Origin of the sequence: Olsenella uli, assembly GCF_901212675.1 — a bacterium.
GTDB classification, from domain to species: Bacteria; Actinomycetota; Coriobacteriia; order Coriobacteriales; family Atopobiaceae; genus Parolsenella; species Parolsenella uli_B.
In genome coordinates, this window is record NZ_CAAKOQ010000044.1 from 1 (window position 1) to 20,756 (window position 20,756).

Consider the following 20,756-nt stretch of genomic DNA (forward strand, 5'->3'; position numbering starts at 1 on the left):
TGCGCACGACGTCCATGGCCTCCTTGGCCGTCTCGGTCACCTTGGAGAAGTCGCCGTCGGCAAAGAGCTTGGGCTTGACCATCCAGGTGCCGCCGCACGCGATGATCGACGGGCTCTCGAGGTACTCCTCGACGTTGCCGAGGTTGACGCCACCGGTGGGCATGAAGCGGTGCCCCACGAACGGAGCGCACAGGGCCTTGATCGTGGCGAGGCCGCCGTACTGCGCGGCCGGGAAGAACTTCGTGACCTGCAGGCCCAGCTTGCGAGCAGCGGTGACCTCGGTGGGCGTCACGGTGCCGGGCAGCACCGGCAGCTTGAGGCCGATGCAATGGCGCACGACGTCCTCGTCAAAGCCCGGGCTCACGATGAAGCTCGCGCCGGCGGCGACGGCCTCGTCGACCTGCTCGACGGAGAGCACGGTGCCCGCGCCCACGGCCATCTCGGGATGGGCCTCGTGCATGGCCTTGATGCTGGCGGCGGCACAGCTCGTGCGGAACGTCACCTCGGCCGAGTTCATGCCGGCGGCGGCAAGGGCGTCGGCCATCGGCACGGCATCCTCAACCTTCTCGAGCACGACGACCGGCACAATGCCGAGCTGCTCGAGCTGCTTGTAGAAGTCCTCGTACATGCTTGCTTCCTTTCACAGACCTTGTATGGGCACGGCGCCGGCGCGGCCGCCGGGAGGGCGGCTCGGCCGGCGCGGCAATCCAGGGCGCGAGGGGGCGACCGTACCCCCCTCGCGCAAGGCTGGAGCGACCGGGCCCGGGAGTGACGGGACCCGGCCGAAGAACACGTTGCCGCAGGCAGAGCCCACGAACAGCAATACGGAGGGGTCGTGTTAGCGGGCCACGCGAGTGCCGCCACCAGACTCGGACACGCCGGCGATCTCGGCCTCGCTCACGAGGTTGGAGTCGCCGCGGACGGTGAGCTTGAGCACCGAGGCCGCGATGGCGTAGTCGATGGTGCGCTGCGGCTCGTAGCCGTGGAGCAGCGCGTGGAGCAGGCCCGCGTTGAACGCGTCGCCGGCGGCAACGCCCTCGAGCACGTGGACGTCGTGCACGGTGCTGAACCAGTGCTCGCCCGACGCCGCGTCATAGAGCATGCCCATCCACTGCGAGCGCTCGACGCTCTGGACGTTGCGGATGACGGAGGCCAGCGTCTTGCAGCCGTAGTCGGCACAGATCTCGCGCGCCATCTCGACGTAGGTCTCGCGCTCGTCGATGCCGTGGGCCAGGGAGCCCGAGACGCATGTGATGCCGAGGGAGGCCGGTGCGTCCTCGTCGTTGGCGATGCAGATGTCCACGAGCGGCAGCAAGCCCTTCATGACCTGCTGGGACTTCTCGGGAGACCACATCTTGCCGCGGTAGTTGAGGTCGCAGACCGTGGTGATGCCGCGGCAGCGGGCCTCCTCGAGCGCCTCCTTGCAGGCAAGCGCCATCTCGTCGGACACGGCGGGCGTGACGCCGGAGAAGTAGAAGACGTCGATGCCGTCGAGGACCTTGGCCCAGTCGAGCTCGGTATGGCTCGCGAGGTTGATGGCGGAGTACTTGCGGTCGTAGACGCAGCCGTTGCCGCGCTGCGAGGCGCCGAGCTCGAAGTAGTAGGTGCCGAGGCGGTCGCCGGAGCGCACGACGCGCGAGGTGTCGACGCCGTAGGCGGCAAGGGAGCGCAGGGCGCAGTCGCCGATGCGATTGGCCGGGACCACGGACACGTAGGCGGCGTTGTCGCCCTGGAACGCCAGCGAGAGGGCCGTGTTGGCCTCGGCCCCGCCGAAGCGCGCGTCAAAGCTGGTGGCCTGCTCAATGCGGAGGTGGTCGGGCGGCGAGAGGCGCATCATGATCTCGCCAAAGGTGAGGACCGTTCCGGAGAGTTTCATCGTGACTCCCTTCTCGTTGTGGCGCCATCGGGATGACGTGTGCCGCCCCAGGTCCGCCAACTTGGCATACCAAATGGCTCGAACGTAAACTCTACCAGTACGAAATCGTTTTCGTAGCTGAGGCGAGTATACGCTATTCCGAGTCGGAGGGAATCACTTTTTTCACAGCACATCGCCGAGCGGACGCATACGGCCGTGAGCGTAGGCTGCCGGCGCGCGCCGCGGGTTTTAGGGATGCGAGCGGGCGGCGGCGCGCGGCCATAACGGGCAGATTGGGGGCAGTCCGCGCACGGGAGAAGGCCCTGCCATTGCGGCCCTAGTAGTGGTCCTTCGCCGAGTAAATCGTAAGCTCGTCGCCGGCCACGGAGTACACGAGGCGGTTGGCCTCGTCGATGCGCCTCGACCACGTGCCCGACAGGTCGTATCTCAGCGGCTCGGGCTTGCCGAGCCCGGAGAAGGGGTCGCGTTCGATGTCGCGGATCAGGGCGTTGATGCGCTTGAGCGTCTTGCGGTCCTGGCCCTGCCACCACACATAGTCGGCCCAGGCGTCGTCCGTCCAGCGCTTAATCATCGTCTTCGATGAGGTCGCGGGGCAGCGCGGCGCCCTCGGAGGCCTGTTGGATGCCGCGCAGGATCTTCTCGTGCAACGGACGGTTCTGGTAGATGCGGAACGTCTCCATGAGGCCATCGTAGTCGCGCGCGCTCATGACCACGACGTTCTCGCTGGAATCCCGGCTCACAACGAGCAGGGCCTCGGCGTCGTCGCGCGTCTTGCGCATGTAGTCCTTCATGCCGTTGCGGAAGGTACTGTAGGCTACAGCCTCCATGCGGCTACCTCCTCTACACAAGTTGACAATATCTTGTACAAGTATGGTAGCACGAGGGGAACTCCGGCGCCATGGCCGGAAGCACTCCAAAAGGCCCACCGTAAGGAGCGAGCCCGCATGGCAGCTAAGCTGCGCATACGCCCCGATCCGCGCATGCCCGACCGCATCCCACTCCCCGTCCGCGCCGCCCGCAGCACGGCATCCCCAAGCGCTATCATCAGTTAGCCGTCAGACGGGAGGCCCATGGCACGCATCCGCATCCAAGACATTGCCGCCGAGGCGGGCGTGAGCCCGGCCACCGTGTCGCGTGTGCTCAACGACCGGCCGGGCACGATGCGCGAGCAGACCAGAAAGCGCGTGCTTGAGGTCATCGAGCGCACCGGCTACCGGCCCAGCAACGCCGCGCGCAGCCTGCGCACCGACCGCACCAACACCGTCGGCGTCATCCTCGCCGACATCCGCAACCCCTTCTCCGGCGCGATGCTTGAGGCGCTGTCGGCCCGCGGGGCCGAGCGCGGCCTGTCACTCATGACGTCCACCAGCGGAAACGACCCCCAGCACGAGGCTGAGGCCATCGAGCGGCTGGTGGCCGCGGGCGTGGACGGGCTTATCGTCAACACCTGCGGGGCAGACGCGTCCGCCCTGAACGCGGCGGCCGCGCACCTGCCCGTGGTGCTGCTCGACCGCGAGCTGCCCGGCAGCGACCTGCCACTCGTCACCTCCAACAACGCCGAGCTCATGGCCGCCCTCGTGGACGAGCTGGCCGGCGCGGGCTGCCGCCGCTGCCACCTGTTCGACGAGCGCAGCAAGACCAGCGCCGTGCGCCGCATCCGCGCCCGCGCCTTCATGGCTGAGCTGGCGCGCCTGGGGCTCGACGGCACCGTCATCGAGCTGGACGGCGACCCCGCCCGCGCGGCCGCGCAGCTCAACGAGCTCGCGGACGGCCGGCAGGCCCCCTGCCCCCTGGGGCTCGTCACCGTCAACGGCCTCGTCTTCCTGCGGCTCGTTGAGGCGCTGGGCGCAACCGAGCTGCGCGCCCCGGCCGACGTGCGCCTGGCCACCTTCGACGACTACGCCTGGAACCGCGTGCTCTTCGGCGGCGTCACCACGGCCGTGCAGGACACGGACGCCATAGCCGGGAAGACCCTCGAGTGGCTCCTCGCCGGCATCAATGAGCCGCAGGTCAGAGGTAGCGACGAGACCTCGTCGAGCCCGCGGCGCGCGGAGGTGCCCGGCCGCGTCATCCGCCGCGCGAGCACGCAGGCGGCCGGTGCCGTCGCAGGCGGCGCCAGGCCTTCTGCGGGCCCCGTGCCGAGCCACGGCATGCCCCGTTAGCGCTCCCCCACTACATCGCCAGCCTCCGCCGCAACCCCGCGGTGTGACAAATCATACGGAAGGAAATGTAAGCTCCTCGCAGACCTTATTGGCCTCGGGCGTCACGTCGGCCTTGGAGCCACCGCACCGATGCGCAAACGTTCATGTGAGACGGAGACCGCCCCGGCGACATCCGCCGCATCGCCAGCCGGGGCGCCGAAGGCAACTCCACCGGCATCCCTGGTGCCCGCGCAAGCGCCCGGTCCTAGCTCTCGCGGTACATGTCGGGCACCTGGTCGATGGTCTGCCAGGTGTTCAGAGCCTCGTCCACGGACATGCCCTCGGCGATGGCATCCTTGCGGCAGGCATTCACGGCCTGGATCTCCTTCATGCGCTCGCCCGTGAGCGTGTAGCCCTTCATCGCCCAGAGGGTAAGCAGCCAGGCCACGATCGGGATGATGCAGAACAGCGCGATTGTGAGCCAGTTCATGCCATCCATGTAGGGCGTGGTGGTGTCGGGCAGGGCGGTGAGGCCCACAACGGTGATCGCGATGCCCACGATGGTGGTGGACAGCGAGCTCACGAGCTTGTCAACGAAGCTGAACAGCGTGCCGATGACGCCCGGCGCGTAGTTGCCGGAGCGGTACATCTCGAAGTCGGAGCAGTCGGCGATCATGGGGATGGCCATGTCGGCCGTGGAGTAGTACGCACCGTAGCCCAGGCCGTAGAGCACGATGAAGATGATCGTGTAGAGGTTGAGCGTGGGGTGCAGGCCGCCCTCGGTGCCGAAGATGGAGAGCGTGAGGCTCGGATTGCCCGGCTGCCACATGGCGAGCATAGCCGTGACGCCGAGGTACATAATGAGCGCGAGGCTCGTGAAGGAGACGAGGGTCTTCTTCTGGCCGTATTTCTGACTGATGCGCAGGCCGCCGATGAAGAACGGCGCGGAGAAGGCGTAGCCGAGGATGTACATCGGCAGGTAGAGACCGTTGTAGTTGCCCATCATGCAGGAGTAGAGCAGCACGCCCACTGAGGTGTTCGTGGCGATGGCGAAGGCGAACTTGGTGCCGGAGGCCGCCACCATGAGGCGCTGGAGCTCCTTGTTGGCCTTGAAGATCTCGACGTAGTCCTTGACCTTGAGCTGCGGTTTCTCGTCCTCGTTGCCCAGGCCCCAGAACTCCTTGCGGTCCTTGCCGGCGATGCCGATGACGGCCAGCGCGGTGAGGGCGCCGGAGAGGATGATGACCAGAGGGATGAGGAAGTTGAAGAACGCCTCGGTGCCGTAGCCCACGTTGCCGCCCACGATGGAGGCCGTGGCCATGGTGACGCCCATGCCCACGAGCGACGCGATGGTGTTGAACAGGGTGAACGTCGGGCGCTGCTTGGGATCGTTGGTGAGGCAGGTCTGACCAGAGCGCGTGCACGAGGTCTGGATGGAGTAGCCCACCATGAGGCACATGTAGAAGACAGTGTAGAGCACGTACTTCACGGCCGTGGCGTCCTCGGGGATGAGGCGCGTGCCGTAAAAGACGAGCAGGGCCGAGACGGCCATGACCACGTTGCCTAGGATCATGAACGGGCGGAACTTGCCGATCTTGGTCTCCGTACGATCGATGAACATGCCCACGAACGGATCGATGACGGCGTCGAGGGCACGCGTCACGGTGACCATCGTGGTGGCGAACGCCACCAGCAGGCCCAGAACGCCGTTGGCATAGTAGGCGATGTAGTTCATGAGCAGCACGTAGTACACGTTCGTGGCACCGTTGTTGAACGGGAACAGCACGAGCTGGTACATCTTCGCACGGTTGAGGCCGCTGCCGCCTCCGCTGGACTGCTTGGCCTGCGTCGCATTCTCTGCCATTCGGCAACACTCCTTCGCGTGAGGGGTTTCGGCCCCGTGGGCAAGCGCCGGGGTGCGGGGCACGACGCGCGGGGCGCGAGGTGCGAGCGTTCCGGCACGAGCCTGTGGAGCCGCCTTCCTTTCGACCGACGGGGCGAGGGCGCGCACCCAAGCATCGGCTCAATGCTAACTGATATAACAGTTTACCGACTTCCTTCAGGACGTGGGCAGGCATTTCAACCGACCTCGCCAACGGTCTGTTTCTGGGAGCCAAACGAGTAGTACGAGTGCTGCGACCCTTCCGTTGGAGTGACCGAATGCTCCGCCGACAACTGAAAAACACTTTCGCCACGTGGCTGATTCTCGTAAATCGACGCCATATTCGAGCCCGACGGCGCACTTTGATATATCACATACCCGCTTGCATTCACGTGACGAGCGCGGGCTACCTGCCCCACGGCACAAAAAACGCCGCCGGCGTATAGGGCCAGCGGCGCTGGGAGGAACACTATGGGACGTGATTGGCCGGCACGCCAGGCCTCGCGCTAGATTGCGCAGGCGGCGTCGTAGGCGGTGTTCGTGGCGTTCTGGATGTCGCTCGCGCGCTCGCCCGCGTCACCCACGCGCGTCACGCTCACGCCGGCGGCCTCGAGCTTATCGGCCGGGAAGGCCACCGGGCGGGCGCCCACGGCCATCACCACCCAGTCGCAGGCGATGCGCAGGGCCTCGCCGTCGGCGCCCACGCAGTCGATGCCCGTCGCGTCGATGCTCACGAGCTTGGTGCTGGGGTGCTGCTCCACGCCAAGGCGCTCGTAGCTCTCCATGAGGGTGGGCAGCACCGTAGTGCTCTCCTGCGCCGCAATCTTGTCGAGCATCTCCACCACGGAGACCTTGCAGCCGTGCTCGGCCAGGTACTCGGCGCACTCGCAGCCCACGAGGCCACCGCCGATGACGGCCACGCGGCCCGCTACCTCGGACTTGCCGGCGAGCACGTCCCACGAGCTCACGACGTTCGCGCCGTCCGCACCGGGCACGGGGATGCTCACGTTGGTGGCGCCCGTGGCCACGATCACGGCCTCGAAGCCCTCGGCGAGCAGGACGTCCTGGTCTGCCGTAACACCCAGGCGCAGCTCGGCGCCGGCGGCCTTCGCGGCGCGCTCGGCGTCGTCCTCGGCGCGAAGCATCTCCTCCTTTCGTGGCGGCACGGAGGCGATGCCCAGCTGGCCGCCCAGGCGCTCCTCCTTCTCGAAGAGGGTCACGCTGTGGCCACGCTCGGCCGCCACTCGCGCCGCGGTGAGACCGGCGATGCCGCCGCCCACTACGGCCACGCGCTTGGGCTCGGCCGTGCGCTCCACCTTGCGCGTGAGCTCGTAGCCGTTCTCCGGGTTGAGCACGCACGAGACGAACTTGCGGCTCTGGATGGCGTCCGTGCAGCCCTTGTTGCACGAGATGCAGCGGCGAACTGTCTCAGGTTTGCCGGCAGCGAGCTTGACGCCCCAGTCCGGGTCACAGAGCAGCGGACGCGCCACGCCCACAAAGTCGGCCTTACCGGCCTCGAGAATCTCCTCAGCCATCTCGGCGGAAATGATGCGACCGGCGGTGCTCACCGGGATGTCCACCACGTCGCGAATCTGGCCCGCGATGTCGGCGAAGAAGGCGTAGGGCTGCACACCCATGGGCGGGATGGTGTCGGCCATGTTGCCGGTGTGGTTGGCCTGGGCCACGTGCAGGGTGTCGACGCCCGCCTCCACGAGCCACTTGGCAAAGGTCGGGGCGTCCTCGAGGTCCACGCCGCCCTTGCCGCGCTCGGGCGTCACCACGGCAAACTTGTAGTCGATTGCCATACCCGGCACCGCCTCGCGGAGCGCCTTCACGAGCATGAGGGCGAAGCGCGCGCGGTTCTCGAGCGAGCCGCCAAACTTGTCCGTGCGGTGGTTCATGCGCGTGCTCACGAGGCAGCCCACGAGGCGGTCGCCGTGCACCTCGATGGCGTCGAGGCCGGCGGCCTGGCAGCGCTTCGCGCAGGCGACCATCTTGTCGACAATCGAGAGCAGCATCTCCTCGGTCACCTCGTCGGTGAAGTGCAGCATGTCGTGGTGGAGCTTGGGGCGCACCTCGTCCATGCGGCCGGCGCGGGCGAGCGCGTTGATGGCGTCCACGTCATACTCGGGGTGGAAGAGCTGGGCGCCCAGCTTGGCGCCGTGGGCGTGCACGGCGTCGGCCAGGGCGGCAAAGCTCGGGATCTGGGCGTCGGAGAAGAGCTTCGGCGTGGGCGAGAAGCTCGCCACGGGGTTGACGTCGCCCAGCACGATGTAGCCGGTGCCGCCCTTGGCGAGGCGCTCGTAGAAGGCGCGGCTCTGCTCGCCGATGCTGCCGTCACGCTCCTCGTAGCCGGTGGTCAGCGGCGGGAACATGATGCGGTTCTTGAGGGTCATCGGGCCGATCTGGATGGGTTCGAGCAGCTTCATGGTCATGGGATTCCCTTCCGGCCGCATGCGGCCTTCTCTCCTTGCGCGGCGCGGGCGCCGCCTCATGCTGCGCGCCGCCTCCCCGGGCGGACGCGGCCAAATGTCTCGCGCGGGTCAGCCCGGCTCCGTGTGCCGTCGCCGGGCTGACCCGCGGATGGGTCTCTTACAGGCTTGCCTTGATGAAGGCGGCCATCTCGCGCTCCACCATCCTGCGCGAGGGCTGGGAGGCGAAGTTGTGCCCGCCGCCCTCCGTCTCCAGATAGGTTGAGCCGGGATAGAGAGCCTGGTAGCTCTCGCAGTTCTCGGACGACACGAGCTTGTCGTCGTTGGCGCGGATGATCAGCACCGGTCCCTCGTAGCCCCGAGCCTCCTCGAAGGGGTCGGGATGCGACGCCATGTCGTAGTTGAACGCCATGGCATAGGTGAGGCCCTCGAGGTCGACGCTGTCCTTGCCTGCCTTGGTCACCATGTCCGCGCGCTCGGCGGCGCCGTACCACATGGCCGCACCCGGGCACTGCAGCACGAGGGCGGCCGGAGCCACGGCAGGCGCCACGGAGGCGGCCACGTAGCCGCCCATGCTCTGGCCCGAGAGCACGAGGTGGGCGGCGTCGGCGTAGCCCTGCTCGATCACCCAGGTGCACATGTCCTCGGCGTCGTGCTGGAATCCGGTGAGGGTGGTCTCGCCAAACTCGCCGTCGGACTCGCCGCAGCCAAAGAAGTCGAAGCGGGCGCAGCCAATTCCCTCGCGCGCCAGTGCCCGGGCCATGTTGGTGTACATGTACTTGTGGCCCGAGAGCGACCCGCCAAAGCCATGCAGGTGCACGACGAAGGGGTGAGGACCCTCCCCCTCCGGCAGGGTCACGATGCCCCTGAGCACGTGACCCGACCGATTGGCAAACGATACCTGCAGGGTCTGCATGAGCTATTCCTCCACATCCTGGACGACGACCTCACCCCGGGCGGCGCGCTCGGCGCGACGACGCTTGAGCTCGGCGAGCATCTCCTCGGTCTTGGACTTGGTGAGCGGGTACACGAGCGCCAGCACGATGGCGGCGAGGCCGTAGCCGATGGCATAGGAGCCGGTCCAGGCGCTCCAGATGCTGTCGATGACCTGCTGGGTCTGCACGGCGCCGGCGGTGACGTTGTAGCCGATGAAGCCGAGGATGAAGGCAGACAGCGAGCCAGAGACAGCGTTGGCGAGCTTGCGGAAGAACGAGTACGCGGAGTACATAACGCCCTCGCTGCGCTCACCGGTCATGTACTCGTGGTAGTCGATGGCGTCGTTAAGCAGCGCCCAGACGAGGATCTGCATGGCGGAGGCGAACAGATAGCAGCCGCAGTAGATGCCGATGAAGACCGTCGGGTCATGCAGCGGGAAGAAGAACAGCACGGCCATAACGGCGGCGGCCACGCCGGCGCCGATGACGCACCACTCCTTCTTGCCAAAGTGGTTGGCGAGCGGCTGGATCAGGAAGAACGCGGCCAGCGAGAACAGCGTGGAGATGCCGCCCATGGCAGACTGCAGCTTGACGTTGCCAAAGTAGTCGCGGAACAGGTAGACGTTGAGGCCGTTGACCACCGAGGCGCCTACGATGCCAAGCAGGCTGAAGACGATGACGCCGATGAGCGGGCGATTGCGGCCGATCTTCTTGATGACCTCGAGCCAATTGAACTTCTCGTCCTTGGGGCGCGGCGGCGCGATGACGCGCTCCTTGCACCACACGCAGGTGACCTGCAGGAACAGGAAGCCCAGCAGGGCGCAGATGGAGGCGAGCATGAGGAAGCGGCCCGGCACCGGGTTGTTGTCGACGTAGAGGAACAGCGGGCCCACCATGACGAGCACCGTCATGAAGATGGTACCGCCGAGGCTGCGGTAGCGGGAGAGCGCCGTGCGGTGCTTGGGATCCTCGGTCATCACGGCAGAGAGCGAGCCGAAGGGCACGTTCACGCAGGTGTAGAGGAACTCGTAGAGCACGTAGGTGATGAAGCAGTAGCCAATGCGGATGGCGTAGTCCCAGTCGCTGGCGTTGATGAAGCCCAGCACGCAGAGGACGGCCATCGGGAACGAGAAGAGGCGGATCCAGGGGATGAACTTGGCCTTGCCTGGCTTGGCACGGTGCATGTCCACGAGGGCGCCCACCAGCGGGTCGTTGATGGCGTCCCAGATCTTGGTGACAAGCAGCAGGATGCCCACGTGCACCGGGTTGATCTGCAGCACCAGGATGTAGAAGGTGGAAAGGTACATCGAGCGGAACTGCTCAGTGCAGCAGCATCCGAGGTCTCCCAGGGTGTAGCCGAGCTTGTCGAGCATCGAGAACGGGCGAACCTTCGCTCCGCTGCCGGGCTCCACCGTGGCCTCCGCACCTGTCTGTTGTGCCATGCTTCTCTCCCTTTCCCCGCGCGAGGCCCCTCGGGTCCCCAATGCGCTCTGGCATACGTCTTGAGACGAACACGCAGCTCGAACACCACGTTTTCCGAGCCTTTGCTCCCTTCGGCCCCCTCTCTGGCGTTCTGATATACCAGTCTTACACAAACTGGTATACCTGTTTGCAAGAGCGCGAACCAACCGGGCCAACGGTAGGTTTTTGGGGCCAGACGTATGCGAGCCGCCCCTGGCGGCAGAATGCGCTACGGCGGCCACCAAGGCCCGGGGCGTGATTTCAGGCCGTACCTCGTCCACGACATCTTGGAACGGCGCCTCTCGAGGGCCGGGGCGTGGCGTATGCTATGTCACCCGAGCAGGAGCCTCGGCACATTGAACGGGAGCAACCCATGGCAGACGAACTATCAGAGAGCCAGCAGAAGCAGGCCTACGAGGCCATTCGCGCCGGCATCATCCACGCGGCCTACCGGCCCGGCGTTCGCCTGCCGATGAAGCGCCTTACCGAGGAGCTCGACCTGGGGCGCACGCCCATCCGCGAGGCCCTCGTGCGCCTTACGCAGGAGGGGCTCGTCTACTCCGTGCCCCACAGCGGCACCTACGTCTCCCCCATCGACCTGCATGCGGCGGAAAGCGCCCGCTACGTGCGCAAGAACCTCGAGACGGCCGTGGCCGTGGAGTGCTGCTCCCGGGGCGGAGACGAGGTTCTCGCGAGCCTTGGCGAGGTGTTGGAAAGGCAGCGCGTCGCCGCCACCTCGCGCGACGCCCAGGCGTTCTACACCTGCGACGGCTGCTTCTACCGCAGGCTTTTCGAGGCCGTGGGCAAGGAGGAGGTCTGGCTGTGGGTCGACGGCTTCTCCGTGAGCCTCGACCGCGTGCGCTGGCTCTCCATGCTCACGGAGAAGTTCGACTGGGACGCTGTGGTGGCGCAGCACGCCGCCGTGCGCGACGCCATCGAGGCCCGCGACGTCAACGAGGTCTGTAGGCTGGAGACCCAGTACCTGAACGGCCTGCTCGCCTTCCTGGACGTCGTACGCGAGCGCTTCCCGGAGTACTTCGCGGAGTAAGCCTGCAAAGCGAGGTCACAGCAAGCCTTAAGCAAGCATGAGTCAAACGGGATGGCAGACCCGGCAATGGCCGACTCATTTGCAAGCGAAGCCAATAGGCCGCCAACACCAGCGATGGCAACGAGCCTGCATGCCGCAGAAAGCAGACGACAAAGAGGGGCGCCGCCGGCACGTTGCCGACGGCGCCCCTCTTGTTTGGCCTAAACACTTGCCCTATGACCGGGCCCGTTGCCCATTGCCGGCGACGGGCCCTGCGTCACGAGACGAGCTTGCTACGCGGCCCTCCTCTTGCCCTCGGGCAGGAAGGCACCAACCACGACCACGAGAATGGTTGCTAAAAGCTGGTAAACGGCGACGTAAACATGGGAAGGGCGGCTCTCGGCCATTCGCCGAAAGCCGCCCTCTCATTGGCCGGTGCCTTGTGATATGTCACGCGCTGATAGTTTTTTTCGGCATCTACAAGCGCTTTTCCGCCCTCTTGCCCCCCTACGCCACGAAGTTGGCCTTGCGGGGCTTCGGGTTCGCGCGGCCGTAGGCGATGCGACGCTTGCAGCCCAGCACGATGAACAGCACCGTGAGCGCGCCCGTGCCGCAGGTCGCGGCCTTGATGGCGGCGAGGTAGCCCGGGTCGTGGGCGTCGACCTCGCTGTTGGCATCCATGCCGTTCACGGCGAGCGAGTTCACGATCGAGTAGATCACGCGGTGGCAGGAGTCGCGCATCGCAGACACCACAACCGGGTCCTTCGTGTGCTTGAGCAGCTGGTCGTACTCGATCTCGGTCATGGAGTCGAACAGGTCGGCGCCGGCGAGCACGCTGTCCGGACCATCCATCCAGTGGTTGTTGAGGGCAGAGTTATCCGTGATGACGGCACCCTTGCAGCCCCACTCGCCACGCAGCACGCCAGAGATCATGCCACGGTCGGCACCGTTCCAATGCGCGCCCACGCGGCTGTACGAGCTCATGACGCCGTTGGCGTTGGCCTCGGTGAAGGCGGCCTCGAAGGCCTTGAGGTAGACCTCGCGGATGGCCTGCTCGTTGGCCCACACGCAGAGGCCGGAGCGGTCGAGCTCCTGGTCGTTGAGCGCGAAGTGCTTGATCATCACGTGCGCGCCTTTGGACTCGATGCCCGCGCACTCGGCGGCAAGCAGCTTGCCGGAGAGGAAACCGTCCTCGGAGAAGTACTCGAAGTTGCGGCCGGAGTAGCTCGTGCGGTGGATGTTGGCGCCCGGGCCGTAGAGGAACGAGACGCCGGCGGCGATGCAGTCGTTGCCGATGACGCGACCCACATCGTTGAGCAGGTCGGCGTTGAAGGTGGCGCCCATGACGTCCTCGGAGGGCAGGCCCATCGTCTTGACGTTGGTCTTCTTGCCTCCAAAGAGCGTGGTGGTGAGGCCGGTGGGACCGTTCTCGTCACGCGTGCCGGTGAGGTCGATGCTCTCGATGGGCTGCGTGTAGTGGAAGGCACTGCCCAGGAGGTAGGCCATGTCGTCGGCCGTCATCTGGTCGAGCAGCTCGTCCCACATCGGGTTGTCGAAATCCTTGCCCTGCAGGTTCATGGCCTTGAGGCCGTTCTTGGCGCCGAGCGTGGGCATGGAGGCGTTCAGATACTCGCCCGTGTAGGAGCCGGTATCGTAGCGGCTGTAGGCGAGCTCCTTCACGAGGGCCTCGGTGGCCGTGAGCCTCACGACCTCGCGCGGGAAGGTGCCGTCCCAGTCCGCGCGGGACAGGTAGGTGACGCCATCCTCGGAGGCACCCTCGTAGGCGTTGATGTCGGCGTCGTCGAACTGGTTGGTGATCTGGGCACCGGTCTTGGCGCTCGTGGCGTACGTGGTGGTGTCGAGCACCGGGTTGTTCCAGGTGTAGACGAGGCTCGCGTCGCCGGCGGCGTCCATGCGGCCGTCGGTCGCGGCGGGCGTGTAGCCCTTGGCGGCCAGGAAGTTGTTGGCGGCGGCGTGCGCGTCGGCGGCAACAGTGAGGCGGTAGTCTCCGGCGTCCAGGATGTAGGTCTTGGCGCCCTTGGCGTCATAGGAAGCGAGGTCGGCGCCAGAGACGGAGACCACCACGGTCTCGGTCTCGCCGGGCTGCAGCTCGTCGGTCTTGTCAAAGCCCACGAGCTGGACGGAGCTCTTCTCCACGTCGTTGGCGCGGTCGTAGTCCGTGTAGGGGCTCTGGCCAAAGACCTCCACCGTGTGCTTGCCGGCAACGCTACCGGTGTTGGTGACGTCAAGCTGCACCTTGTAGGTGTCACTCGCGCTGTCGTGGGTCACCTGCATGTTGCTGTAGCCAAAGGTGGTGTAGGACAGGCCCGAGCCAAACGGGAAGGCCACGTCTGCCGCGTAGTCATAGCTGCCGGCGTTGCCGGTGCCCATGACGTAGTCCTCGTAGCGGGTCTCGTAGTAGCGATAGCCTACGTAGATACCCTCCTGGTAGATGACGTAGTTGCCGTTGTACTTGTCGAGCCCGGCCTCCTCGGCATTGGCGTAGTCCCAGGAGCCAAAGTTGGCCATCGCGGGACTCGTGGTGTTGTCGGCCAGGAAGGCGTCCGTGAGACGGCCGGACGGGTTCACGAGGCCGGAGAGGATATCGGCCACGGCGGAGATGCCCTGGCCGCCCATGCCGCCCACCCACATGACGGCGTCCACGTCATAGGCAGGGTTAGAGAGGAAGTCCAGCTGGATGGAGTTGGAGGAGTTGAGCAGCACGATGATGCGGCTGACCTTGCCGGCCTCCTTGAGCTCCTTGAGCTTCTTGAGCATGTCGCGCTCGTTGTTGTCAAGGCCCAGGTAGCCGGCGCTCTCGGCATCGGTGGTGTCGCTCGGCAGGTCGGCGCCCTCGCCACCCACGCGCGAGACCACCATGATGGCGGCGTCGCCGTACTCGGCCACGCTGTTCCACTCGGCGTCGCCGTAGGCGGAGAGGGGAACCTCGTTGGCGGAGTAGGTGTCCTCGGCGCTGGCGACCATGCCCGAGGGGGCCTTGCGGGAGTACTCGGCGCCCGCGCCCTCGGTGTAGAAGCTCCAGAGGTCGGAGTTGACCTTGAAGCCGTTGTCCTCGAGCGCCTGCTTGAAGGTCTTGACCTCGGAGGTGTCAAGGCCGGCGGAGCCCGTGCCGCCATAGACCGGGTTGGTACTGGCGTTACCGATGAGGCTCACCTTGGCACCGGCGGGCAGCGGCAGCGCGTCACCGTCGTTCTTGAGTAGCGTTGCACCCTCGGCCTCGACCGTCTGGGAAAGCTGCTTGCCATACTCCACGCGCTCCTCGTCGGAGGCGAAGTCGCTCTGGAAGTACTGGGCGTTGGGGTTGGGGTTCTTGATGGTGTTGCGCGAGGAGTCCGTGACGAGGTCGAACGACATCGGGAACCACTCGACGATGTACAGCGCCACGCAACAGACGATGAACAGGATCGCCATGAGGAACGAGAGGCCCTTGAACGGCCTCACCGCACGGCGCCTCCCCTTGTTCCACAGCTTCTTCTGAACCTTATATGAGCTCATGGATCCCTTCCTTCCTAAGAGGGGCTTGCGGCCGCGGTCGGCGGCCGAAGGCCTCGCCGCTAGGAGTCCGGGCCGCGCGAACGGCGAGCGTCCGCAGCTCAGCCGAGCGCGTGGCCAGACCCAGGCGGGCGAGGCCAGTGGGCACGCGTGTGGGCGCTATGCCTCGTTGTCCGTCCAGTTGTTCTTCTGCTTCTTGCCCCCGTGCAGCTTGTAGGCCGGGTTGGGCTTGTCCACCTTGCGCAGGGTGCAGCCGTCCGTCAGCTCGCCCGAGCGGGCCTCGATCTTGGTATCGCCCTCACCGAGCGTCACGTAGAACGCGAAGGTGTGCTCGCCGCGCTGGGTTGCCACGAGCTGGCCATTGGCGTAGAGCGACACCTCGGGCTGATTGGAGTAGACCTTCACGAGCGTCGTCTTCTCGGGACGGTCAACATAGCGGCTGCCGCAGACGTGCACGAACGGCTCGTCGCTCCACCACGCCTTGTAGGCAAAGAAGGCGTCCTTCTTGGTCTTGCGGTCGAAGGTGACGAGGCCTTTGTGGTTCATGCCGGGCTCACCGCCCTGGTCGCGCGCGTCAGCCGCGAAGTCGAACATGTTCCAGACGTGCGTGGCCCAAAAGTAGGGGTGCTTGTCAAAGAACTTGAGCATGTACTCGTGGTAGACGCACTGGTACTCCTCCGTATGGTCCTCGCGGCGGGGCTTGGAGGAGTGGAGGTTGGGCATGGCCTCGCAGCCGTACTCGCTCATGCCGATGGGGCGGTTCCTGTGAAGCAGGCGCCAGACGCCAAACCATGCCTTGTTGAGCCAGAGGCCGGGCACGTACCAGCCCAGGTAGAGGTTCCAGGCCACGATGTCGGAGACGTGGGCGCTCTTGTTGTTCCAGAGGCACATCGCGTAGCAGGCGAGCGTCGTGGGGCGCGTGGGATCCATCTCGTGGACGAGGTCGTTGAGCACGCGGTGGTTGTCCAGCATGTCAGCGTTGTCCTTGGTGGAGATGGTGATCTCGTTGGAGAGGCCCCACACGCAGATGCTCGCGTGGTTGTAGTTCTGGGTGATGAGCTCCTTCATCTGCGAGATCGTGTTCTCGCGGCCGTTAGGCATGTGCTCGGAAATGTAGGGGATCTCGGCCCAGATCACCATGCCGGCCTCGTCGCAGAGGTCGTAGAAGGCCTGGCTGTGCTGATAGTGGGCAAGGCGGATGGTGTTGGCGCCAATCTCCTTGATGAGCTCCATGTCCTCGCGGTGCATCTCGGGCGTGAGGGCGTTGCCGATGCCCTTGCGGTCCTGGTGGCGCGAGACGCCGCGCAGCGGGTAGCTGCGGCCGTTCAAGAAGAAGCCCCTGTCGGCGTCGATGTGGAAACTGCGAACGCCAAAGTGGCAGCTCACGGCATCCGTGGGCACGCCGGCAACCTCAAGCGTGAGGGACGCGGCGTAAAGGTAGGGATCCCTGACGCCATCCCAGCGATGGACGTTCTCGATGGCGAGCGTGGCGTCGGCCACGCCGTCGGACACGGCAGCGCTCGTGGAGGCCACCTCGGCTCCCTCGGCGTCGATGAGACTAACGCGCACGACGGCGCCCTCCGCGGTCGGGTCCTCGACCCAACCTTGGACGCGAACCTCGGCCGTGGTGGCAGCGTCATCGATCTTGGGCGTCACGGCAAGACCGGGGCCGCCAAAGTGGTCGAGGGCGAAGTGGGTGCCGCTCGCCACGAGGAGCTTGACGTCGCGGTAGATGCCACCGTAGAAGGTGAAGTCGGCCTTCTGCGGGTAGACGCGGTCGTTCTTGGAGTTGTCCACGCGCACAACGAGCTCGTTGGCCTCGCCCGCGGGCCCGAGCGCGTCGGTGACGTTGACGCGGAAGGTGGAGTAGCCACCGTCGTGGTGCGCGAGGGCGGCGCCGTCGAGCTCCACGTCTGCCGAGGCGTTGACGCCATCGAACTCAAGGTAGACAACCTGATCTGCCTCGTGCGCAGGCGTGGTGAACGTGCGGGCATAGGTGCAGGTGCCGCGCCAGTAGTCGTTGCCGCCGTCCTGGCCGTCGACGGCGTTCCAGGTGTGCGGAACGTTGACCTGGGCGGTGGTGCCGTCTGCCCCCGTGAAGCTCCAGCCTTCGTTCAGGTTCTCATAGGTGCGCATGGGTATCCCTTCTCACGCCACGCCTGCCGGCGCGCCTCGCGTGCGGTTCTCGTGCCCCGCATGGCGACCCGCTGGGGCCTGGGCATGCCAACTGATGTATCAGTTTATGAGGCTTTTAAGGGATTCTTGAGAGCAGGATGCGTCCATCCGGCGAACGGTCGGTTTTGGCCCGTGAGGGCGCCGGACGGCCACACCTTGCCGACGAATGGTACTGGGATGCCAGTTTCCGCAGGTAATCAATGTATTGATGCGTCTACGAGCGGAGGCTTGGACACAAATCCCCATCGAACGGCTCACCGGCCAATTGCCCGGTTGTCTACAGAAGCAAGCGCCAAAATTGATGTACTAGCTTAAGTCTAGGCGCGAAAGCGCGGCAACGTGAGCGGGACGAGTCCGGGCAAGGGCGAGCCCCGGTCATGCGACTCTCGGCCATAACCTCGACCTCAGGGGCCGCTTGCCCCTTGTTGGGCTCGAGGTTATGGCCGCTCGCGGCAGCAGGAGGCTCAGCCGGCGGCGCCGGTCTTGGCATCGAAGATGCAGTGCGTGCCCTCGTGGCGCTGCATGCCGCCAAGGCAGTCCTTGTTGCAACGCACGCAGCGCCGGACCTCGCCCGCGCGGCCGTCAAGCACCTTGTTGGGCCACTCGGGGTCTGCCAGCAGCTGGCGGCTCATGAGCGCGAAGTCGATGCGCCCGCTCGCGATCTGCTCCTCCACAAACGAGGGCGTGCCGAGCGAGCCCACGCCCGAGACCGGCAGCTTCGTGAGCTTGCGAACCTCGTCCGCATAGCGCAGGAAGCAGCCCTCGTCGCCAAAGAAGGGGTGCTTGCGCGGCGGAATCGTGTCCTCCAGGCTGCCATGGTTGGCGAGTGCCACTGAGAAGCTCGAGACGCCAGCCTCCTCCAGCAGCGGCACGAACACCGGCAGCTCCTCGAGCAGCACGCCGGCCTGGCCGTAGCGCGGGTTCTCCTGGCGCACGGCGAGCTTGTAGTCGATGACTATCTCGGGCACGGCCTCGCGCACGGCGCGCACGGCCTCCACGGCAAAGCGAGCCCTGCGCTCGGGCGAACCGCCGTACTCGTCGTCTCGGCCGCTCATGAGGGCGCTGGAGAAGCTGCCCACCATGCGGTCGCCGTGAATCTGCATCACGTCGAAGCCCAGCTCGCGGGCACGCACCGCCGCCGGACCAAAGGCCTGCGTGATGGCGCGGACCTTGCGCGCGGACATGTTCGTGACAAGCTCCTTGGCCTTCTCGTTGAGGATGTGGCGGAGCTCCATCATCGAGATCTTCTTCATGAGCACGCCGGGCACGTAGGGAATGAGCGCCTTGAAGTCCGAGTCGCTCTCGTGGAGCTGCGCCGCGGCGAGAGCGCCTCCGGCGTGGATGGCCTCGACGAGGTCGCGGTACTCGGCCGCACCCTTGCGCGAGAAGAGGCTCGCGCGCTCGTGCCTGCGCACGGGGACGTCGCCGATGACGACCATGGCGCAGCCGCCCCGGGCGATGCCCGCGATTCGCCGCACGTAGGCATCGTGCGGCAGGCCAAAGGTCGTGGGCGAGAACACGATGCGATTCTTGAGCGTGGCGCCCCTGCCCTCGGGCCCCAGGTGCAGCGGAGACGCTAAGGCGGGAAACTCCTCGGCCATGTGCCCTCCCCTTCTTCGAAACTGCCGCGTCCGACCAACCATGACACGAACGCGGCAGAAAAGCGTGCAGATTACGTAACCCTCACATCAGCCCGGCGCCAAGAGGGGCGAAGGCCGAGCGCCGTCCCCTCTCATAACCGTTCGAGGGCGCAGAGTGCGCCAGATTGGCGCGAAGGACGAGCGCCCCCTCAGGTCGGTCGACGTCGAAGAAGGTGCCAGGTCGGCCCGAAAGAGGGGCGCCACGTACGAAGGTACGCAAGCGACGAATGAGGGCCGAGATGGCGTCTTATTCGGCGTCGAAGAAGCCGAAGTAGGTGCGGGCGTTGTTATAGCAGACGTCCTCCACGATAGCGCCGAGAAACTCCTCGTCATCCGGGAGCTGGCCCTCCTCGACCCACCGGCCAAGCACGCGGCAGAGCACGCGGCGGAAGTACTCGTGGCGAGGATAGGACAGGAAGCTGCGGGAGTCGGTGAGCATGCCGGTAAAGTTGCCCAACAGGCCCTGTTCCGCGAACATCGTGATCTGCTTCTCCATGCCGGAGAGGGTGTCGTTGAACCACCAGGCATTGCCAAACTGCATGCGCATCCTGCAGCCACCCTGGAAGGAGCCGCAGAGCGAGGCGGCGGCCAGCCAGTCGGTGTCGTTGAGGCTGTAGAGGATGATGCGCGGCAGCGCCCCCGCCTGCTGGGCGGCGTCAAAGAGCTGCTTGAGCTGGAAGACGAAGTCGGGCTGGTCGCCCACGGAGTCGAAGCCGCAGTCGGGGCCGCACTGCTCGAAGCCGAGCGTGGAGTCGTTGCGGAAGCAGTTGCCGTGGATCTGCAGCACCCAGTTGTGACGCTCGTAGGCGGCCATGAGCGCGAGGGTGAGGGCGGTCTGATACTCGCCGACCTCCTCGGGCGTCACAGCCTCGCCGGAGAGGGCGCGGCGCACGATGCCGTCCACCACGTCATCCGAGGCGGGTGTGAAGTAGAAGGTGTTGGCGCCATGGTCCGCAAGGCGGCCGCCCGCCTCGTGGAAGTAGTCGACACGCGCCTCGGCCGCGGCCTTGAGGCTCTTCCAGTCGCTCACGGCAGCGCCGGTGGCCTCGGCGAGCTTGGCGATGTAGCCAGCGAAGCCCGGGGCATCGATACCCATGAGGCCGTCGGGGCGGAACGTTGGCAGCACGCGGAAGCCGTTCTGCTCCTCCTCGGCGGCGAGACGCTTGTGGTAGGTCAGGTCGCTCGCAGGGTCATCCGTGGTGCAGATGCACTTCACGTTGAACTTGCGGATGAGGCCCTTGGCGTGGAACTCGGGCGTGGCGAGCAGCGCGTTGGCGCGGTCCCAAATCTTCTGGGCATTGGCGCGTGTGATCTGCAGGTCGATGCCGAAGACGCGGCGGAGCTCCAGGTGACTCCACTCGTAGATGGGGTTGCCGGGCGCCTTCTGGAGTGCGTCGACGAAGGCCAGATACTTGGCGTAGTCGTCGTCGCCGCGAATCACCGACTCGGGCGTGCCGTTGGCGCGGAGCAGGCGCCACTTGTAATGGTCGCCGAAGCCGTGGTCGTAGAGCCACACCTGGGCGAGGTTCTCGTAGCCCTTGTCCTCGCAGATCTCGGCCGGCACCAGGTGGCAGTGGTAGTCGATGATGGGCATGTGCTCGGCGTGCTCGCGGAACAGCCTCTTTGCCCAATCGGTCGTCAACAGAAAGTCATCATTCAGCAGCACGATACCCA

The 20,756-nt window shown here is 66.0% G+C and carries 14 protein-coding genes; 2 read left to right on the forward strand and 12 right to left on the reverse strand.

Annotation, left to right across the window (positions count from 1 at the left end; all coding sequences use genetic code 11):
• From eda to EFAMC1_RS07550, 4 genes are all read right to left on the reverse strand, one after another.
• Positions 1-628: bifunctional 4-hydroxy-2-oxoglutarate aldolase/2-dehydro-3-deoxy-phosphogluconate aldolase (gene eda / locus EFAMC1_RS07535; protein WP_154053685.1), on the reverse strand; the 628-nt coding region annotated here is incomplete at its 3' end.
• Between the two features lie 210 nt (positions 629-838).
• The gene (locus EFAMC1_RS07540; protein WP_154053686.1) at positions 839-1,876 is read right to left on the reverse strand and encodes a sugar kinase; all 1,038 of its coding nucleotides are present in this window, start codon (positions 1,874-1,876) and stop codon (positions 839-841) included.
• 316 nt (positions 1,877-2,192) lie between these two features.
• Positions 2,193-2,447 carry a Txe/YoeB family addiction module toxin gene (locus tag EFAMC1_RS07545; RefSeq protein ID WP_154053687.1) on the reverse strand — a complete coding sequence of 85 codons (255 nt, stop codon included), beginning with the start codon at positions 2,445-2,447 and terminating at the stop codon, positions 2,193-2,195.
• Positions 2,440-2,703, reverse strand: a complete 264-nt coding sequence (locus tag EFAMC1_RS07550; protein ID WP_154053688.1) for a type II toxin-antitoxin system Phd/YefM family antitoxin — start codon at positions 2,701-2,703, stop codon at positions 2,440-2,442. Before EFAMC1_RS07550 ends, EFAMC1_RS07545 begins: the two co-directional genes overlap by 8 nt.
• 243 nt (positions 2,704-2,946) lie before the next feature.
• Here EFAMC1_RS07550 and EFAMC1_RS07555 point away from each other — a divergent pair, with 243 nt between their 5' ends.
• A complete protein-coding gene (locus EFAMC1_RS07555; RefSeq protein ID WP_154053689.1) occupies positions 2,947-4,038 on the forward strand; it encodes a LacI family DNA-binding transcriptional regulator in 1,092 nt (363 codons plus the stop codon).
• 244 nt (positions 4,039-4,282) lie between these two features.
• Here the strand turns inward: EFAMC1_RS07555 and EFAMC1_RS07560 are convergent, their stop codons facing one another.
• The 4 genes from EFAMC1_RS07560 to EFAMC1_RS07575 all read right to left on the reverse strand — a co-directional run bounded on the left by EFAMC1_RS07560 (position 4,283) and on the right by EFAMC1_RS07575 (position 10,708).
• Positions 4,283-5,881 carry an MFS transporter gene (locus EFAMC1_RS07560; RefSeq protein ID WP_154053690.1) on the reverse strand — a complete coding sequence of 533 codons (1,599 nt, stop codon included), beginning with the start codon at positions 5,879-5,881 and terminating at the stop codon, positions 4,283-4,285.
• Between the two features lie 524 nt (positions 5,882-6,405).
• Positions 6,406-8,334, reverse strand: coding sequence for a bilirubin reductase, long form (gene bilR / locus EFAMC1_RS07565; protein ID WP_222838680.1), 1,929 nt, complete (start codon positions 8,332-8,334; stop codon positions 6,406-6,408).
• A 157-nt stretch (positions 8,335-8,491) separates the two neighbouring features.
• Positions 8,492-9,247: an alpha/beta hydrolase family protein gene (locus tag EFAMC1_RS07570; protein ID WP_154053691.1), complete on the reverse strand. Its 756-nt coding sequence runs from the start codon at positions 9,245-9,247 to the stop codon at positions 8,492-8,494.
• Between the two features lie 3 nt (positions 9,248-9,250).
• Positions 9,251-10,708, reverse strand: coding sequence for an MFS transporter (locus EFAMC1_RS07575; protein WP_222838681.1), 1,458 nt, complete (start codon positions 10,706-10,708; stop codon positions 9,251-9,253).
• Between the two features lie 392 nt (positions 10,709-11,100).
• Here EFAMC1_RS07575 and EFAMC1_RS07580 point away from each other — a divergent pair, with 392 nt between their 5' ends.
• Positions 11,101-11,775 (forward strand): GntR family transcriptional regulator, encoded by a 675-nt coding sequence (locus tag EFAMC1_RS07580; RefSeq protein WP_187324607.1) that lies wholly within the window; start codon positions 11,101-11,103, stop codon positions 11,773-11,775.
• 486 nt (positions 11,776-12,261) lie between these two features.
• On the opposite strand, the gene EFAMC1_RS07585 is transcribed toward EFAMC1_RS07580, so the two are convergent.
• The 4 genes from EFAMC1_RS07585 to uxaC form a co-directional block, all read right to left on the reverse strand.
• Positions 12,262-15,270, reverse strand: coding sequence for a glycoside hydrolase family 3 protein (locus EFAMC1_RS07585; protein WP_154053693.1), 3,009 nt, complete (start codon positions 15,268-15,270; stop codon positions 12,262-12,264).
• A gap of 156 nt (positions 15,271-15,426) precedes the next feature.
• Entirely contained in the window at positions 15,427-17,403 is a 1,977-nt protein-coding gene (locus EFAMC1_RS07590) for a glycoside hydrolase family 2 protein (protein WP_154053694.1), read from the reverse strand.
• A gap of 503 nt (positions 17,404-17,906) precedes the next feature.
• Positions 17,907-19,043 (reverse strand): bilirubin reductase, encoded by a 1,137-nt coding sequence (gene bilR / locus EFAMC1_RS07595; protein ID WP_154053695.1) that lies wholly within the window; start codon positions 19,041-19,043, stop codon positions 17,907-17,909.
• 286 nt (positions 19,044-19,329) lie between these two features.
• Entirely contained in the window at positions 19,330-20,748 is a 1,419-nt protein-coding gene (gene uxaC / locus EFAMC1_RS07600; protein ID WP_154053696.1) for a glucuronate isomerase, read from the reverse strand.
• Positions 20,749-20,756: the final 8 nt, after the last annotated feature.